Here is a 14112-nt window from a genome sequence, read left to right on the forward strand (position 1 = left end):
TGCTGATTCAGGATGTAATCCGCTGCCCCGATGATTGTAAGGGGGCCCGCTGTCGCCTTTTGTCGATAACCGTCAATGAGCTTCGCCGATGAGGTCGAAAGCAAACAACAGTGTTCGCTGCTGGTCGGAAAAATTGTTGTCAGAAACTAGCCAGAGCCGATGTGTGCCGTCGTTCAACGTCTCTGCGGAAATGCCTTCGAAATTGTCCACATTCATGGGTGGCTTCAATTCAAACAACGCTCGACGACTTGCGCCTCCGGCATCCTCATACGCGGCTTCGACGGTCAATCGGTTGCCGAACACCGGATTGTAGGATCTTCGGAGACTGTAGACGACGGACCCGGCAGTGGCCGCGTCGCCCAGCATGATTGTGTTCGTCATGCCAACAAGCGGACCGTTATAATCACGCTTCGCCGGGGCAAGCAGTTCTGTGCTTGATCCCCCCTTCGAGACGGATACGAGAGGTGAGTATCCATCGATAAGCTGCTCGTATCCCGCAATCATGACCTTGCCGGCAGACAGAGCTTCTGCGCCGGAATTTTCCTTGATTCTGATTCCTGAGAGTTCGCTGGGCAATTCAGTGAACGGGGCTGCGCGAGCAGACGCGCCGCAAGTTTCCAGGTCGAACGCAGCCACGCGATGGCGCCGTTCAAAGCTCACAAAAGCAAGTCCGTCTGCCAAGGCCAACCCCTCGGAATCGCCATCGCGCTTGCCCCTCAGGATCTGGCCGTTGGGACCCTTCATGTAGGAAATCTCGCCAGTCCCATCCGGAGCGCCATTTGCCATCCCGATCCAGATAAAGGCCCCCACGTCAGATACAGTGAGTAGCCTGCCATCCGGCAGAATCTCGATTCCTGACAATCCGCCGAACTCGGCGTGTGGGGAGGTCAGGGACCAGCCACCGGCGAACCGTACACCGGGCGGCAATGCCGCCTGACTTGGCCTGTTCGCAAGCGGGACGGGCTCAGACCGGATCGTGAATTTGTTTGGAGACGCATATGTTGTGCCTGCCGGGCAAGACTGTCGATGTAGTTCAATTGAGGACGGTAGGGTGTGTGACTGTTGTGTAGCAGGGAGGCTAGCCGAACCATGATCCTGCGGCGCGGCGCAGGATATCAAAGCGCCGAGGAGGCCTGTCAGGACAGAAGTGCGAAGGAAGTGCATGGGCGGCCTCATTGTTTGCCAGAACATGAGTTTTTGACCGAAAATTTAAGGCAGGAATAGGGAATTGATCTGGATTTAGAATGCGAACCTATACAAAACAGGCGCATGTCTCAGATTCCGCTCGCCCGCCGTTCACCGGTTCCGCCGGACACCTGCAATCTCGCAAAGGCCATCGACCTGATAGGCGATCGCTGGACCCTGCTGATTCTGCGGGCGGCGCTTTATGGGGTCCGTCGATTTGACGATTTTCAGTCTGAACTCGGGTGTCCACGCACAGTGCTGTCGGGTCGGTTGAAGAAATTGGTCGACGCAGGACTGCTGACAAAAAAGGCATACAAAGCACCAGGGAAGCGCGCGCGCCCTGAATATGTCCTTTCAGCAACCGGATTGTCGTTGCGACCGATCCTGATCGGCTTGACCCAATGGGGCGATGCCTGGCTTGGTCAGGGAGAGGCGCCGCCGATCAGCTTTACAAAGGCCGGGTCGAAAAGCGCTATACGTGCAGCATTCGTGGACGTGGAAGGACGGGAAGTGCGGCCCGACCAGATCCGTCCGGTGCTTCGCGGTTAGGTTTCCACAGCTGTCTCAAGCCCAACCATCAAATTGTGCAGTTTCGCGGATTTTCCGTCTTGCATTGCCCGGTCTGATGCGCTTTATCACGCCTCTCGGCGGAGACGTCGTGAATACCCCAATAAGGATGCGGGCGTAGCTCAGGGGTAGAGCACAACCTTGCCAAGGTTGGGGTCGTGAGTTCGAATCTCATCGCCCGCTCCAATTTCTCGATACTATTGAATATCACCGCTCTTGCGGTTCCCCAGCGTTGCTGGCTTGACCGTAACCGTGCGCGCAGAGACAAGACCATTGCCGCGAGATGTGTACACCTTACCTCAATATCAACAGATGAGGCATCAAGGTGAGGCCGGTAAGGATGAAAGCAGCGACTATGAGTGAACCGAGCCATACAGACCCAGTTGCCGCGTCTCTTCGCCAGCGCTTTCTGGAAGGGATGAGCCTCGTTGCGGCAACGGTGAATGTCATCACGACAGATGGCAAAGCTGGTCGGGCAGGTACCACGGCAACTGCAATGTCGTCAGTGAGTGCCGATACGCCGAACCCCACACTTCTGGTCTGCATCAATGAGTCGTCATCCTTGACGCCGGTCCTGCTGGGCAATGGCACGTTCTGCGTCAATGTGCTGAAGGACGATCAATCTCTTGTCGCCGACGTATTTGCGGGCATGCAGCGGGACACATTTGCGGACAAGTTTGATTGCACCCAGTGGCAATCCGGCAAGTTCGGCCAGCCGGTTATTGCCGGTTCTCTGGTCGCCTTTGAATGCAAACTGGTTTCCCATAATCAGGTCGGGACGCACCATGTCTGCATTGGCGAAGTGATCGATACGGTGTTGGGAGACACGGGAAATTCGCTGATCTATGCCAGCCGTGAGTATCGCACCACTGTGAAGCCTGATTAGACGTCGTTCGTATTGCCCGGCACTCCGTAGAAAGCACGGTACCAGTCAACAAAACGCCCGACACCTTCGCGCACTGATGTGGTCGGGTTGTAGTTCACTGCGGACTTCAGCAGCGACACGTCGGCATGGGTGCGTTTCACATCTCCCGGCTGCATGGGTAAAAGGTCACGTATCGCTTTCTTGCCGAGTACGTCTTCCAGGGCGTCGATGAAGTCCAGCAATGGTACCGGTTCGTTGTTTCCGATATTGAGTATTCGGAACGGTGCGCTTGATGTCGCTGGGTCTGGAGATCTCGCATCCCATTCGGGATTTGGCTTTGCCACATCAGCCGCTACACGCAGGACGCCTTCGACGATATCGTCGACATAAGTGAAGTCGCGCTCCAGCTGCCCCTCATTGTAGATAGGGATCGGCTCGCCTTTCAGGATCTTTTCTGTGAAGAGGAAGAGTGCCATGTCCGGGCGGCCCCAGGGGCCATACACCGTAAAGAAGCGCAGCGCTGTCGTCGGTATATTATAGAGATGGCTGTAGGCATGCGCCATCAGTTCATTGGCTCGTTTGGTGGCGGCATACAGCTGGAGTGGATGATCCGCGCCCCTGTGTTCTGAGTAGGGCGTGTCGTCATTCGCGCCATAGACGCTAGACGTTGACGCATACACCAGATGCGGTGTCTTCGCATTCCGGCATGCTTCGAGAATGTTGGCAAATCCGACGAGGTTAGATGAGACGTACTCATCAGGCGCCTCGATCGAGTGCCTCACGCCAGCTTGCGCGGCCAGATGGATGACGCGGCTGAAATGGTGCGAGTTGAAACAGGCATCGACGGCGGACTTGTCTGCGAGATCGGCTTTCACAAAGTCAAACCGTGTCCCGGTGCGGCTGGATACGCGCGCAATCTCGTCGAGCCGTGCCTGTTTCAGGGCCGGGTCATAGTAATCGTTCAGATTGTCCAAGCCGACGACTTCAATGCCCTGTTCCAGAAGGCGGCAAGTCGCATGGAACCCGATAAACCCGGCGGCACCGGTGACGAGATATGTACCGGTCTTGGCGGACGGGTTCTCTTCAGTTTGATCAACTGCTGACATGCGCCTGTTGCTCGTCTCCCACGCACTGGTTCGCAAGCCAGTGGTATTCTGTTCTGTTGCAGACCCTATCTCATTGGTCTGTCCAAAGTACCAGAGCGAGTCCCACTCAGACGCGCAGCCGCCAGGTTGGTGCGTCGGCTCCACATCTGCGCTCAGATGAATTAATCCAACCGTGCGAAGTCATTAGACCAGGTTTGGCGAGACGGGTAGGGACCGTGCTGTAGAAGTTGGATGTATATTCCAACAGCTCAGCGGGCCGTCATGGCGCCATCGACAACATGTTCCTGGCCGCTGATATAGCTCGATGCGTCTGACGCCAGGAACAGGATGAGTTCGGCAACCTCCTCCGGACGGCCTGCGCGCCCCATTGGGCTCGACTGCGAGGCGATTGCTTCGACGTCCATCTGGTTTGCCCCGGAATGCGCGGTAAGGGCGGATATGCGCTCTTCATCCATGACTTCAGTCATCCGCGTGATCGATTTCTGCCAGATGGGTGTATCGATGATGCCGGGGTGCACCGAATTCACGCGAATCCCTGTGCCCATCTGAGCGCATTCAACAGCGGCGGCTTTTGTAAACAAGCGAACAGCCCCTTTTGACGTGCAATAGGCGCTGGCCCCAGCCGCACCGCGCAAGCCGGCGACCGACGAGATGTTGATGATGGAGCCGCCACTGCTCATGGCGTTCATGGCGGCGCGCGTGCCGAGAAACACACTGTCTACGTTTACCGCCATTTGTCGCCGCCAGTCGTCCAGCGTGAAATCAGTGATGCCGCCTGCGATGGCAATGCCGGCATTGTTGACGAGCACCGAGGGCGTTCCGAACTTTTCTGTGGCCTCGGTGAAAACGTCCTCCCAGACAGCCTCGTCTGTCACATCCTGAGTAAGCGTAAGAATCTTGCCACCAGCGTCGGAAACCAGCTTTTCCGTGTCACGCAGGCCCTCGCTGTCCACATCCGTAGCGACGACGCACGCGCCCTCCCGAGCGAGCACGATTGCGCACGCTCTGCCGATCCCACTTGCCGCGCCAGTGATAATAGCGACCTTGCCTTCAATTTGAGCCATGTTTTCCTCCCGCTTTTTGCGGAATGTGTAGCAGCGGTGTGGCTTGACCTGCCAGTGGTTTTCGGGTTTACCCGCCGCCTGATAACGGGATGGTGCAGAGCCGCCGTTGAAATCGTGGGTGCGAATGAGCGTCGCCCACCGGCCTGCGTCGACAATGAGGTACTACCATGTCACGTCGCCATAGCGCGAAGTACAAAATCGACCGTCGCGTCGGTGAAAACATCTGGGGCCGTCCGAAGTCCCCCGTCAACAAGCGCAACTACAAGCCAGGTCAGCACGGTCAGAACCGTCGCAGCAAGACGTCTGACTTTGGTCTGCAGCTGATGGCCAAGCAGAAGCTGAAAGGCTACTACGGCGACATCACGGAAAAGCAGTTCCTTCGCATTTACGAAGAGGCCAACCGCCTGAAAGGCAACACGTCCGAAAACCTGATTGGTCTTCTGGAATCCCGCCTCGATGCCATCGTTTACCGCGCGAAATTCGTGCCGACGATCTTCGCAGCGCGCCAGTTCGTCAATCACGGCCACGTTCTGGTCAATGGTCGTCGTTGCAACATCGGTTCTGCGCGCCTGAAGCCAGGCGATGTGGTTCAGATCCGCGAGAAGTCCCGCAATATGGCTCTGGTTCTGGAAGCTCTCGGCAGTGCCGAACGCGACATTCCCGAGTATGTTGACGTTGACCCGAAAGCGATGACGGCAACCTTCGTTCGCGTGCCTGAACTGTCTGATGTGCCATATCCGGTGCAGATGGAACCTGCTCAGGTCGTCGAATTCTACTCCTCGTAAGAGGGCTGAATTCCTTGAAGAATTCAAAAGGCCGCGCCAGACTGGTGCGGCCTTTTTCATTGGAGAACCAAAATTCATGAACATTCCCGATATCGATGATGTCCGTCAGCATCTGATCGCGAAGCCGGGCCAGTCCTTTTCACTGGCTGCCAGACCGACCCGCGACCCAATCCTGTTCGATGACAAGGAAGATGCGAAGACAAGTCTGAAAAAGGACGCCGCGGTCATCAACGAACTGAAAGACATGCTCTATGCGCACAAGAAGCAGTCGGTGCTCGTGGTGCTGCAGGGAATGGATACGGCTGGCAAATCGGGAACCATCCGCAGCGTGTTCGCAGACACCACGCCTCTGGGCATGGAAGTGAAGGCGTTCAAAGCGCCCAGCAAGAACGAACTTGCGCGGGATTATTTGTGGCGCGTCCACAATGCGGTTCCGAAGAAAGGAAATATCGGCATCTTTGATCGTTCGCATTATGAAGATGTGCTGGTCGTCAAAGTTCGCAATTTTGCAAGCGCGAAAGACGTCGAGCGCCGTTACGATCAGATCAATGCATTCGAAAAGCACCTGACCGAAAATGGGGTGGTGATCGTCAAATGCATGCTGAACGTCGGCTATGAAGAACAAGGCGAACGCCTGGCTGAGCGACTGGTGGAGCCGCACAAGCTATGGAAATTCAATCCGGGAGATCTAGAAGATCGCAAGGACTGGGCGAAATTCATGGGGGCGTATGAGACAGCGGTTGAGCGCTGTTCCACGGAACATGCGCCCTGGTACGTGGTGCCGGCCGATAGCCGCACACGCCGGAACGCGATGATCGCGCGGCTGGTGCGGGGCGCGTTGGAAGACCTGAGCCTGGAATGGCCAAACCCCGGCTACAATCCGGCTGATTTTGATATCGGTTGACATTCGGCAAGAGGGGGGTGATTCCCCCTCTGTGCACTGATTGAGTTAGCCGCCGTGGAAGGACGTTGAGCCACCGCTGATGGATTTGTTCGCTGAGCGAGATGTGGGGTTACCATAAATGGCGACGCTGCCACCGCTCGACGTCTTGCTCGTCGCGGCGTTACTGGCAAATGCCTTGACTGATCCACCACTGCTGGCTTTTGCGGAGACAGAGCCGCATTCCAGTCCCTTGGCGTTGGCGCTGCCGCCGGAATTGGCTTTCACCTTCAAGCTGGAGCATGTGCCGTACACTGATACTGCTGCGCCGCTGGAGACATCCAGTTGCACACTGCCTTCTTCCAGCCCTTCAACAAGCAGGGACGATCCGGAGCTTGCCTCAATCTCTTCGAGGTTCGGAGCGGTGACAGTGAATTTCACGCGCACCTTGTCGCCCCAACCGCTTGTCGACTTGCGTGAAAGATAGAGCCGGTCACCATCAAGACGGACTTTCACGTCTTCCGGGCCTCCACGTGTGAAGTCTGCAGTCACGGAATATTCCGGTGCCCGGACGAATTTGACGTCAACACCTGCGGATATATCCAGTTCGTCAAAGCCGGATAGTTTGTAAACCTTGGGGGCATCGGCGGCAGCGTGCAGTATGGTTGCTGATACGGCCAGCGCCGCCAGTCCGGATGTGATGAGGGCAAGCTTTTTCATGGGAAGGGCCTCCTGGGCTGAGTATTTTTATCTGAAAGAAACGTCACCGCCACTGGATTCGCGCACGTCACGCTGGGCAGGGTTTCCAAAGATATTTATGTCTCCGCCACTGGAAGCAGACGCTTCCACAGTGTCGGTGACTGAGAGGTTCACGTCTGCACTGCTGGAGGCCTTTACCTTCGCGGAGGCACAGATGAGCTCGCGCCCTTCTACGTCCGCCGAGGAGGAGGCTGTGATGACGATGTGGTCGCACGTGCCGTCGAGTTCCAGATCTGCGCTCGACGAGGCTTCGAGTTCGATGTCAGCCCCGCCTGACAGGTTCAGTTCTACATCCGCGCTGGACGAGGCGGCGATGCGGATCTGCTGATCCGTTTCGGCGCGAGCTTCAACGTCGGCGCTTGAGGAGGCGTCAATTGAAAGGCGATTTGCAACGAGACGCTCAGCCTCGATATCGGAGGATGATGAGGCATCAATGCGGACTGAATTGGCGCGCCCGGAGATGATGAGATCCGCGCTTGAGGAAGCCTTGAGATCGAGGGCGTCAGCGTTGATGGAGTTGGCCGTAGTACGGGCGGAGCGAGATACGTCAATTCCAGATATTGCAGGCGAACTGATGCGCACTGTGTAGGACGGCACTTTCTTGCCATTCACCTTGGCGCGAAGTTCACCATTCTTGAAGTCCGTGGAGATGTTCGAGCGCCAGCCACTGCCTACGCTGATGCGATCGATCAACAATGTGTCGCCGTCTGTCTCAATATTGATGTCAGAGAAGTCACCGTTTGACTGTTCGACCGTTACGGAACTGGACGGGCCATTGTCATAAATGACCAGAATGGCTTCGCTGACGTCGAGCTTTGTGAAGTCGCCGACAGCATAATCCTTTGTGTCAGCGAGCGCGGGAAGGGCAGCGATAGCGAGAGCGGAAAGCGAAATGAGTGCGCGTTGCATGAAAGTCTCCATTTGCGTTGAAGACACTATGAGTTATCGAAATACGATATGTCAATCGTTGTTTTTCGATAAATTCAGCGGGGCTGAGCATCTGCCCCGGTCAGGTCTCTCTTTGGCGGCGCAGCACCATAGGGGGCTGTCCATAGGCACGCAGGAATGACAGGCGCATGCGATCAGCCTCTCGGAATCCCGTCGCCTGAGCAATCTGTTGCAAAGAGGTGGTAGAGCCTTCGACAAGATCGCGCGCAGCTTCGAGGCGTAGCTTTTCGATCAGGCGCGCCGGTGTTGTGCCGGTCTCGGTTTTGAAAACGCGCGCGAAATTTCTGGGACTCATGCGGGACTTTTCTGCCAGGATGTCGACGGTGAGCTCGCTGTCCAGATTCGTTTTGATCCAGGAAATGAGTGAGTCGAACTTGCCAGATGCGAGCTTCACCTCCTGCATCACCGAGAATTGTGACTGACCGCCATGCCGTCTTTGGTGAATAACGAGTTCGCGGGCTGCTTTTCGGGCGACCTCTTCTCCCAAATCGTCCTCAACGAGAGCCAGTGCGAGATCAATGCCTGCTGAAATGCCGGCCGACGTCCAGAATTTATCGTCTCGTACATAGATGCGATCGGCTTGCACCTGAACATTCGGGAAGCGGCGTGTCAGGTCCGGGCATCGACGCCAATGGGTCGTCGCTTTCCGGCCATCCAGCAAGCCTGCGGCCGCCAGAAGGAATGCGCCTGAGCAGACGGACGTTGTGCGGCGTGTGCGCTTTGAGAGGCTGCGGATTGCTGTCAGCAATCCGCCGTCATGCATGGCGGTGCGCGTACCTTCGCCGCCGGAGATGATCAGCGTGTCCAGAGCCATACGCTCCGCGAGGGGCTCTGTGTGAACCCGCACGCCGCAAGATGCGCGGACGCTCCCTCCGTGCTGGGAGTAGAGCGTGAACTTGTAAGGCGCTGGATCCATGCCCCGTATCGGCATTTCAAAGACGCTCGTTGGGCCTGCCATATCCAGAAGCTGGAAATCGTCAAAGACGAGCAGTCCGATCTTTCGGGAAATTGGCTTGGCATGAATCACTGGAATAATGTCCTTTCTGCCAAGTGCGTCTTACGCGAAACTGCGAAGGCAAACAAGGAGCACGCCATGTCCCCGCCATTCCGAACAGTCTTCGCGATCTATGATGACATGACCCATCTGGACTTCACTGGACCGCACCAAGTGCTGTGCCGCCTGCCGAAGTCTGAAACGCTGGTCGCAAGCCGAGACGGGGGGGCTGTGGTTGCCGAAGGCAATCTTGTGATTGGCAGGACGCAGGCGCTTTCAACCATCGATCGCTGCGACTTGCTGTGTGTTCCGGGCGGGGTGACTGCAACGCAGTGGACGCTGGACGACGCCTTCATTAAGCAGGTCCGCCGACTGGGGCTGCAGGCCACCTACATCACGTCAGTGTGCACCGGGTCCTTGATCCTGGGCGCGGCTGGCCTCTTGCAGGGTAAGAGGGCGGCCTGCCATTGGGCATGGCGAGATCTCCTCGCAGAGTTTGGAGCCGTGATCGACGATTCGAGAGTTGTTCGTGACGGGAACATCATCACCGGAGGCGGTGTAACGGCGGGAATTGATTTCGCCTTTACCATGGTTGCAGAGATTGCGGGCGAAGCCTACGCCAAGGCTTTGACGCTCGGCTATGAATACGCGCCATCACCGCCCTTTGCGGGAGGGCGACCTGAACTCGCCGAACCCGACATTCTGGAAGTCTACCATGCACGCATGAAAGGGCTGATGGATGCGCGACGCGCTGAAGCGGTTGAGGCTGGCGCGCGGATGCGAGCTCAGGCCGGACGTCCGTAGAGGTCGTATTCGTCTGCATCTTCGATGGAGGCTGAAACGATATCGCCCGGCTTCAGATGGCTGGCATCGTCAAGATAGACGACCGCATCGACTTCGGGGGCATCTGCCTTTGTGCGTCCGATCATTTCTCCCGGCGTGTCGGATGGGCCGTCGATGATGACGTCCTGCACGGTGCCGATCTGCGCGGCCGCGCGGTCAGCAGATACTTTCGCCTGCACTTCCATGAAACGGTGCCAGCGCTCTTCTTTCACTTCTTCCGGGATATGGTCCGGCAAGCTGCGACTGTCTGCATGGGCGACGTTTTCATACTTGAAGCACCCTGCACGGTCGATCTTTGCCTCACGGATGAAGTCCAGCAGGATTTCGAAGTCTCCTTCGGTCTCACCGGGGAAGCCGACGATGAAGGTTGAGCGGATGGCAAGATCCGGTACATCGCGGCGCCATTGCAGGATACGCTCAAGCACCTTGTCCTGCTTGGCCGGGCGTTTCATAGCCTTCAGCACGTTCGCAGACGCATGTTGAAAAGGGATGTCCAGATAGGGCGTGATCAAACCCTCGGCCATCAGGGGAATGACATTGTCCACATGAGGGTAGGGGTACACGTAATGCATGCGCGTCCACACGCCGAGGCTGCCAAGCCCTTTGGCGAGATCCAGGAAGCGGGTCTGGTATTCGGTGCCGCGCCAGACCTCCGGCTTGTACCGCACATCAAGGCCATAGGCAGACGTATCCTGGCTGATCACCAGCAACTCCTTCACGCCCGCGCGTACAAGCTGTTCGCCCTCGGTCAGCACATGATGGATCGGGCGGGAAACCAGGTCACCGCGCAGTTTCGGGATGATACAAAAGCTGCACCGATTGTTGCAGCCTTCAGAAATCTTGAGATACGCATAGTGGCGGGGTGTCAGGCGCAGGCCGCTTTCGGGCACAAGGTCCATGTGAGGATTGTGCGGCGGTGTGAGGTGCGTGTGGACGGCGTCCATCACGGCCTCATATTGCTGCGGACCAGTGATCGCCAGAACCTTTGGATGAGCCTTTTCGATGACGTCCGGCTCAGCGCCAAGGCAACCTGTGACGATCACTTTGCCGTTTGATTCAATCGCCTCGCCAATTGCGCCCAGGCTTTCGTCGCGAGCGGAGTCGAGGAACCCGCACGTGTTCACGAGCACGAGGTCAGCGCCCTCATAGTCAGGTGCGATCTGGTACCCTTCCGCGCGCAGGCGGGTCACGATGCGTTCAGAGTCCACCAGCGCCTTTGGGCAACCGAGCGACACGATGCCGACTTTCGGTGCCTTGGCGGGGCGAATGGGAGCGGGAGCGAGGGATGCTGTGGTCATGCGCGCTCAGCTACAGGAAACGAGCCTGCATGCCTAGAAGGGAATGTTTCTCGCGATTGCGCGATTGGCAGTTGCAACATGCCTTCTGGCGCATTTTCCCAAACAGGCAATTTGCAGAAACACGCTTTGCGTTCTGTAAAGGATAAAGGGCTATGCTACACGAAGTTGTAGCAAGAGGCCGATATGTCCGATCCGTTTCTGACCATTGCCGCGTGGTGCGCAGCTCTGCTGGGGCTGGTTCTCGTGGCGTATACGCTCAAGAAATGGCGGCTGGCTGCCAAGGCTTGCTACCCGATGCCGTTTCGTCGCCGCAAAAGCTATCTCAGCGGTCTGGCATTCAGTGCTTTATTCTTTGCGGCGCCAGCTTTCGTGCATGGCAACACACTGATCCAGCATGCTGGCCTCGCGCATCTCTTCTCGGTCTGAGATCAGGCCTCTTCCAGCGCGATGCCATTGTCTTTCATGAAGTCGCGCAGTTCGCCGCTCTCGAACATCTCTTTCACGATGTCGCAACCACCGACAAATTCGCCCTTTACATAGAGCTGCGGGATGGTTGGCCAGTCGGAATAGGCCTTGATGCCTTCGCGCACAGCCTGATCTTCCAGAACGTTCGTCGAAACATATTCAACGCCAAGATAATCCAGCACTTGAACGACGACCGAGGAGAACCCGCATTGCGGGAAGGTCGGTGTGCCTTTCATGAAAAGCACAACGTCGTTGGATTTGACGGCCTTGTCGATGGCGTCGAGCGTGGCTTGGTCGGTCATACTGGTATCTCCGCTGTTGCCACAGCATGTGAGGTGGATACCCGGCAGCGTCAAGCTCTGACGCTGCCGAGCACATGAATGAGTTACCAGCCACAGCTTTCCGTGGCGTTTTCGTCCTTCAGATACAGCATCAGGGGATCGAAATACTCGATAATGGCGCTGCCATCCATTTCACGCGTTCCGGTGAACTCTTCCAGCGTGTCCGGCCAAGGCTGCGACGCACCCGCTTCCATCATGGCATTGAAGCGTTCGCCGACTTCCTTGTTGTCATAGATCGAGCAGCGGTGCAGCGGTCCTTCCCAGCCAGCCTGGTCGCAAGCCGCCTTGTGGAACTGGAACTGCATCACGAAGCTGAGGAAGTAGCGCAAATAAGGCGTATTCCCCGGAATGTGGTATTTCGCGCCGGGATCGAACGCGTCGGCCGGGCGCGGGGCAGGCGGCACAAGGCCCTGATTCTTCAGGCGCAGATCCCACCAGGCCGTGTTGTAGGCATCTGGCGCTGTCTCACCCGACAGTACACCCCAGCGCCAGCCATCGACTGTGATGGCGAAGGGCAGGAACGCGATCTTGTCGAGCGCGGTCTGCATCAGCAGGGCCGTGTCGGCGTCTGCGCCCGGTTTTTCGTCTTCCGAGATCAAGCCGATCTGTTCCAGATATTCCGGCGTGATCGACAGGGCGACGAAATCGCCAATGGCCTCGTGGAAGCCGTCATGCGCGCCGGTCTTGTAGAGATAGTCCTGATGCTTGTAGGCGCGCTGATAGAAATTGTGCCCCAGCTCATGGTGCACCGTGTAGAAGTCCTCCGAATTCACCTCTGTGCACATTTTGATGCGCACGTCTTCTTCGTCATCGAGGTTCCAGGCGGAGGCGTGGCAAACGACCTCTTTGCCTTCCGGGCGAACAATCATGGAGCGTTCCCAGAACGTTTCCGGCAGCGGGTCCAGTCCGAGCGAGGTGAAGAAGGCTTCCCCGGTCTCGACCATCTTGATGGCATCATAGCCCCGCTCGTTCAGCCGTTTGGTCAGGTCGTAGGGGATTTCGCCCGTATTTTCCGGTTCCACGATGTCATAGATGGACGACCATTGCTGGGCCCACATATTGCCGAGCAGGTCAGCGCGGATCGGGCCGGTGCGTGGCTGTACGTCATCGCCATATTCATCGTTCAGTTTCGCGCGCGTATAGCAGTGCAGCTCTTCGTACAGTGGCTCCACCTGGCTCCAAAGTCGCTCGACTTCTGCTTCCATGTCCGCGGGTGGCATGTCATAGCCAGACAGCCACATCTGATCGAGGCTTTCGAAGCCCAATTCGTTGGCGCCCTCATTGGCGATGTCGACCATGCGCGCATAATCGCCCTTCATGGGCGGCGATATTGTGCGCCAACCTTCCCAGACTTCCTTCAGCACTTCAGGATCACGATTGTTCTCGATGAGCGTGGACAGCTGATCGAGCGTCAGACCTTTTTCGACGATGTCGTCACGTTCCGCTTCACTGAGGTCGCCGAGCAATCTCAGGACCGAGTCCGTGTTCTCTTTCAGCTTGTAGCGGCCCGTGCTGTAGGTCGCGTCGAGGCGTGTGGTGATCTGGGACAATTCCTCTGCCGCACCGGCAGTAGATGGGGCGGGGATGGTGATGCCAGTGCGCAGCATGTTGAATTTGCGCGCCAGTTCCGTTGGCAGGACGCTGACATCGAATTGCTTGGACTCATTGGCTAGTGAAACAGCCAATTTCGTAGAGGCGGCACCAGCTTCCGCCGCGGCGGCGTTCGTTTCTGGCGTAATGTTGGTGGCCTGGTTCCAGTAGGCTTGGGCTGCGATATGGCTCTGAGCGGCAAGTTCCGCTTCGGCGCGTTCCATAAACGCGTAGGCGGCGGCGATTTCTTCCGAATGATCAGGCGCTTCGGTAATCTCCGCGAGCGTCTCAGGCATTGCGGTTGCGGCGTCCTCACTCTTCTCGGGTGCCGTACAGGCGGCGACAACAAAGCTCAGCGCAATGGCGCTGGTTGTCAGGCTCAGGCGTTTCATGGGCAATTCCTCATCCTTGGTTTCGGATGA

General features: G+C 57.3%; 15 protein-coding genes and 1 tRNA gene. 7 read left to right on the forward strand and 9 right to left on the reverse strand.

Translation table 11 applies throughout. The features are described 5' to 3' along the window. Window positions 1-72: 72 nt before the first annotated feature. Window positions 73-927 (reverse strand): esterase-like activity of phytase family protein, encoded by an 855-nt coding sequence (locus HF931_RS11935; RefSeq protein WP_035553621.1) that lies wholly within the window; start codon window positions 925-927, stop codon window positions 73-75. 342 nt (window positions 928-1269) lie between these two features. On the opposite strand from HF931_RS11935, the gene HF931_RS11940 reads away from it, so the two are divergent. From HF931_RS11940 to HF931_RS11950, 3 genes are all read left to right on the forward strand, one after another. After that, window positions 1270-1734, forward strand: a complete 465-nt coding sequence (locus HF931_RS11940; RefSeq protein ID WP_035553618.1) for a winged helix-turn-helix transcriptional regulator — start codon at window positions 1270-1272, stop codon at window positions 1732-1734. 129 nt (window positions 1735-1863) lie between these two features. After that, window positions 1864-1938: transfer RNA gene (locus HF931_RS11945), tRNA-Gly, on the forward strand. A 154-nt stretch (window positions 1939-2092) separates the two neighbouring features. Beyond that, on the forward strand, window positions 2093-2638 hold the full coding sequence (locus HF931_RS11950) for a flavin reductase (protein ID WP_155841918.1): 546 nt from the start codon (window positions 2093-2095) through the stop codon (window positions 2636-2638). On the opposite strand, the gene HF931_RS11955 is transcribed toward HF931_RS11950, so the two are convergent. Beyond that, entirely contained in the window at window positions 2635-3723 is a 1089-nt protein-coding gene (locus HF931_RS11955; protein WP_051602783.1) for an NAD-dependent epimerase, read from the reverse strand. The two genes, HF931_RS11950 and HF931_RS11955, sit on opposite strands and share 4 nt — an antisense overlap. A 248-nt stretch (window positions 3724-3971) precedes the next feature. Continuing rightward, on the reverse strand, window positions 3972-4787 hold the full coding sequence (locus tag HF931_RS11960) for an SDR family NAD(P)-dependent oxidoreductase (protein WP_035553616.1): 816 nt from the start codon (window positions 4785-4787) through the stop codon (window positions 3972-3974). Between the two features lie 167 nt (window positions 4788-4954). Between HF931_RS11960 and rpsD the strand changes: the two genes are divergently transcribed. After that, window positions 4955-5572: a 30S ribosomal protein S4 gene (rpsD, locus tag HF931_RS11965; protein WP_035553614.1), complete on the forward strand. Its 618-nt coding sequence runs from the start codon at window positions 4955-4957 to the stop codon at window positions 5570-5572. Window positions 5573-5648: 76 nt separating this feature from the next. Further along, window positions 5649-6476: a PPK2 family polyphosphate kinase gene (locus HF931_RS11970; protein WP_035553612.1), complete on the forward strand. Its 828-nt coding sequence runs from the start codon at window positions 5649-5651 to the stop codon at window positions 6474-6476. 45 nt (window positions 6477-6521) lie between these two features. Here HF931_RS11970 and HF931_RS11975 read toward each other — a convergent pair whose 3' ends face one another. From HF931_RS11975 to HF931_RS11985, 3 genes are all read right to left on the reverse strand, one after another. Next, on the reverse strand, window positions 6522-7172 hold the full coding sequence (locus HF931_RS11975) for a GIN domain-containing protein (protein WP_273240257.1): 651 nt from the start codon (window positions 7170-7172) through the stop codon (window positions 6522-6524). 27 nt (window positions 7173-7199) lie between these two features. Continuing rightward, on the reverse strand, window positions 7200-8120 hold the full coding sequence (locus HF931_RS11980) for a GIN domain-containing protein (RefSeq protein ID WP_273240259.1): 921 nt from the start codon (window positions 8118-8120) through the stop codon (window positions 7200-7202). A 100-nt stretch (window positions 8121-8220) separates the two neighbouring features. Beyond that, a complete protein-coding gene (locus HF931_RS11985; protein ID WP_273240261.1) occupies window positions 8221-9186 on the reverse strand; it encodes a GlxA family transcriptional regulator in 966 nt (321 codons plus the stop codon). Between the two features lie 66 nt (window positions 9187-9252). Here HF931_RS11985 and HF931_RS11990 point away from each other — a divergent pair, with 66 nt between their 5' ends. Beyond that, window positions 9253-9957 carry a DJ-1/PfpI family protein gene (locus HF931_RS11990; protein WP_035553604.1) on the forward strand — a complete coding sequence of 235 codons (705 nt, stop codon included), beginning with the start codon at window positions 9253-9255 and terminating at the stop codon, window positions 9955-9957. Here HF931_RS11990 and rimO read toward each other — a convergent pair. Further along, on the reverse strand, window positions 9939-11294 hold the full coding sequence (gene rimO, locus HF931_RS11995; RefSeq protein ID WP_051602782.1) for a 30S ribosomal protein S12 methylthiotransferase RimO: 1356 nt from the start codon (window positions 11292-11294) through the stop codon (window positions 9939-9941). The genes HF931_RS11990 and rimO overlap by 19 nt on opposite strands. Before the next feature lie 183 nt (window positions 11295-11477). Between rimO and HF931_RS12000 the strand changes: the two genes are divergently transcribed. Continuing rightward, window positions 11478-11720, forward strand: coding sequence for a hypothetical protein (locus HF931_RS12000; protein ID WP_035553602.1), 243 nt, complete (start codon window positions 11478-11480; stop codon window positions 11718-11720). Window positions 11721-11722: 2 nt separating this feature from the next. On the opposite strand, the gene grxD is transcribed toward HF931_RS12000, so the two are convergent. Further along, entirely contained in the window at window positions 11723-12061 is a 339-nt protein-coding gene (grxD, locus tag HF931_RS12005; RefSeq protein ID WP_035553600.1) for a Grx4 family monothiol glutaredoxin, read from the reverse strand. 83 nt (window positions 12062-12144) lie between these two features. Further along, the gene (locus tag HF931_RS12010) at window positions 12145-14082 is read right to left on the reverse strand and encodes a M2 family metallopeptidase (RefSeq protein ID WP_035553597.1); all 1938 of its coding nucleotides are present in this window, start codon (window positions 14080-14082) and stop codon (window positions 12145-12147) included. Window positions 14083-14112 lie beyond the last annotated feature (30 nt).

Origin of the sequence: Hyphomonas atlantica corrig. (genome assembly GCF_017795365.1) — a bacterium.
In the GTDB taxonomy this organism is placed as follows: domain Bacteria; phylum Pseudomonadota; class Alphaproteobacteria; order Caulobacterales; family Hyphomonadaceae; genus Hyphomonas; species Hyphomonas atlantica.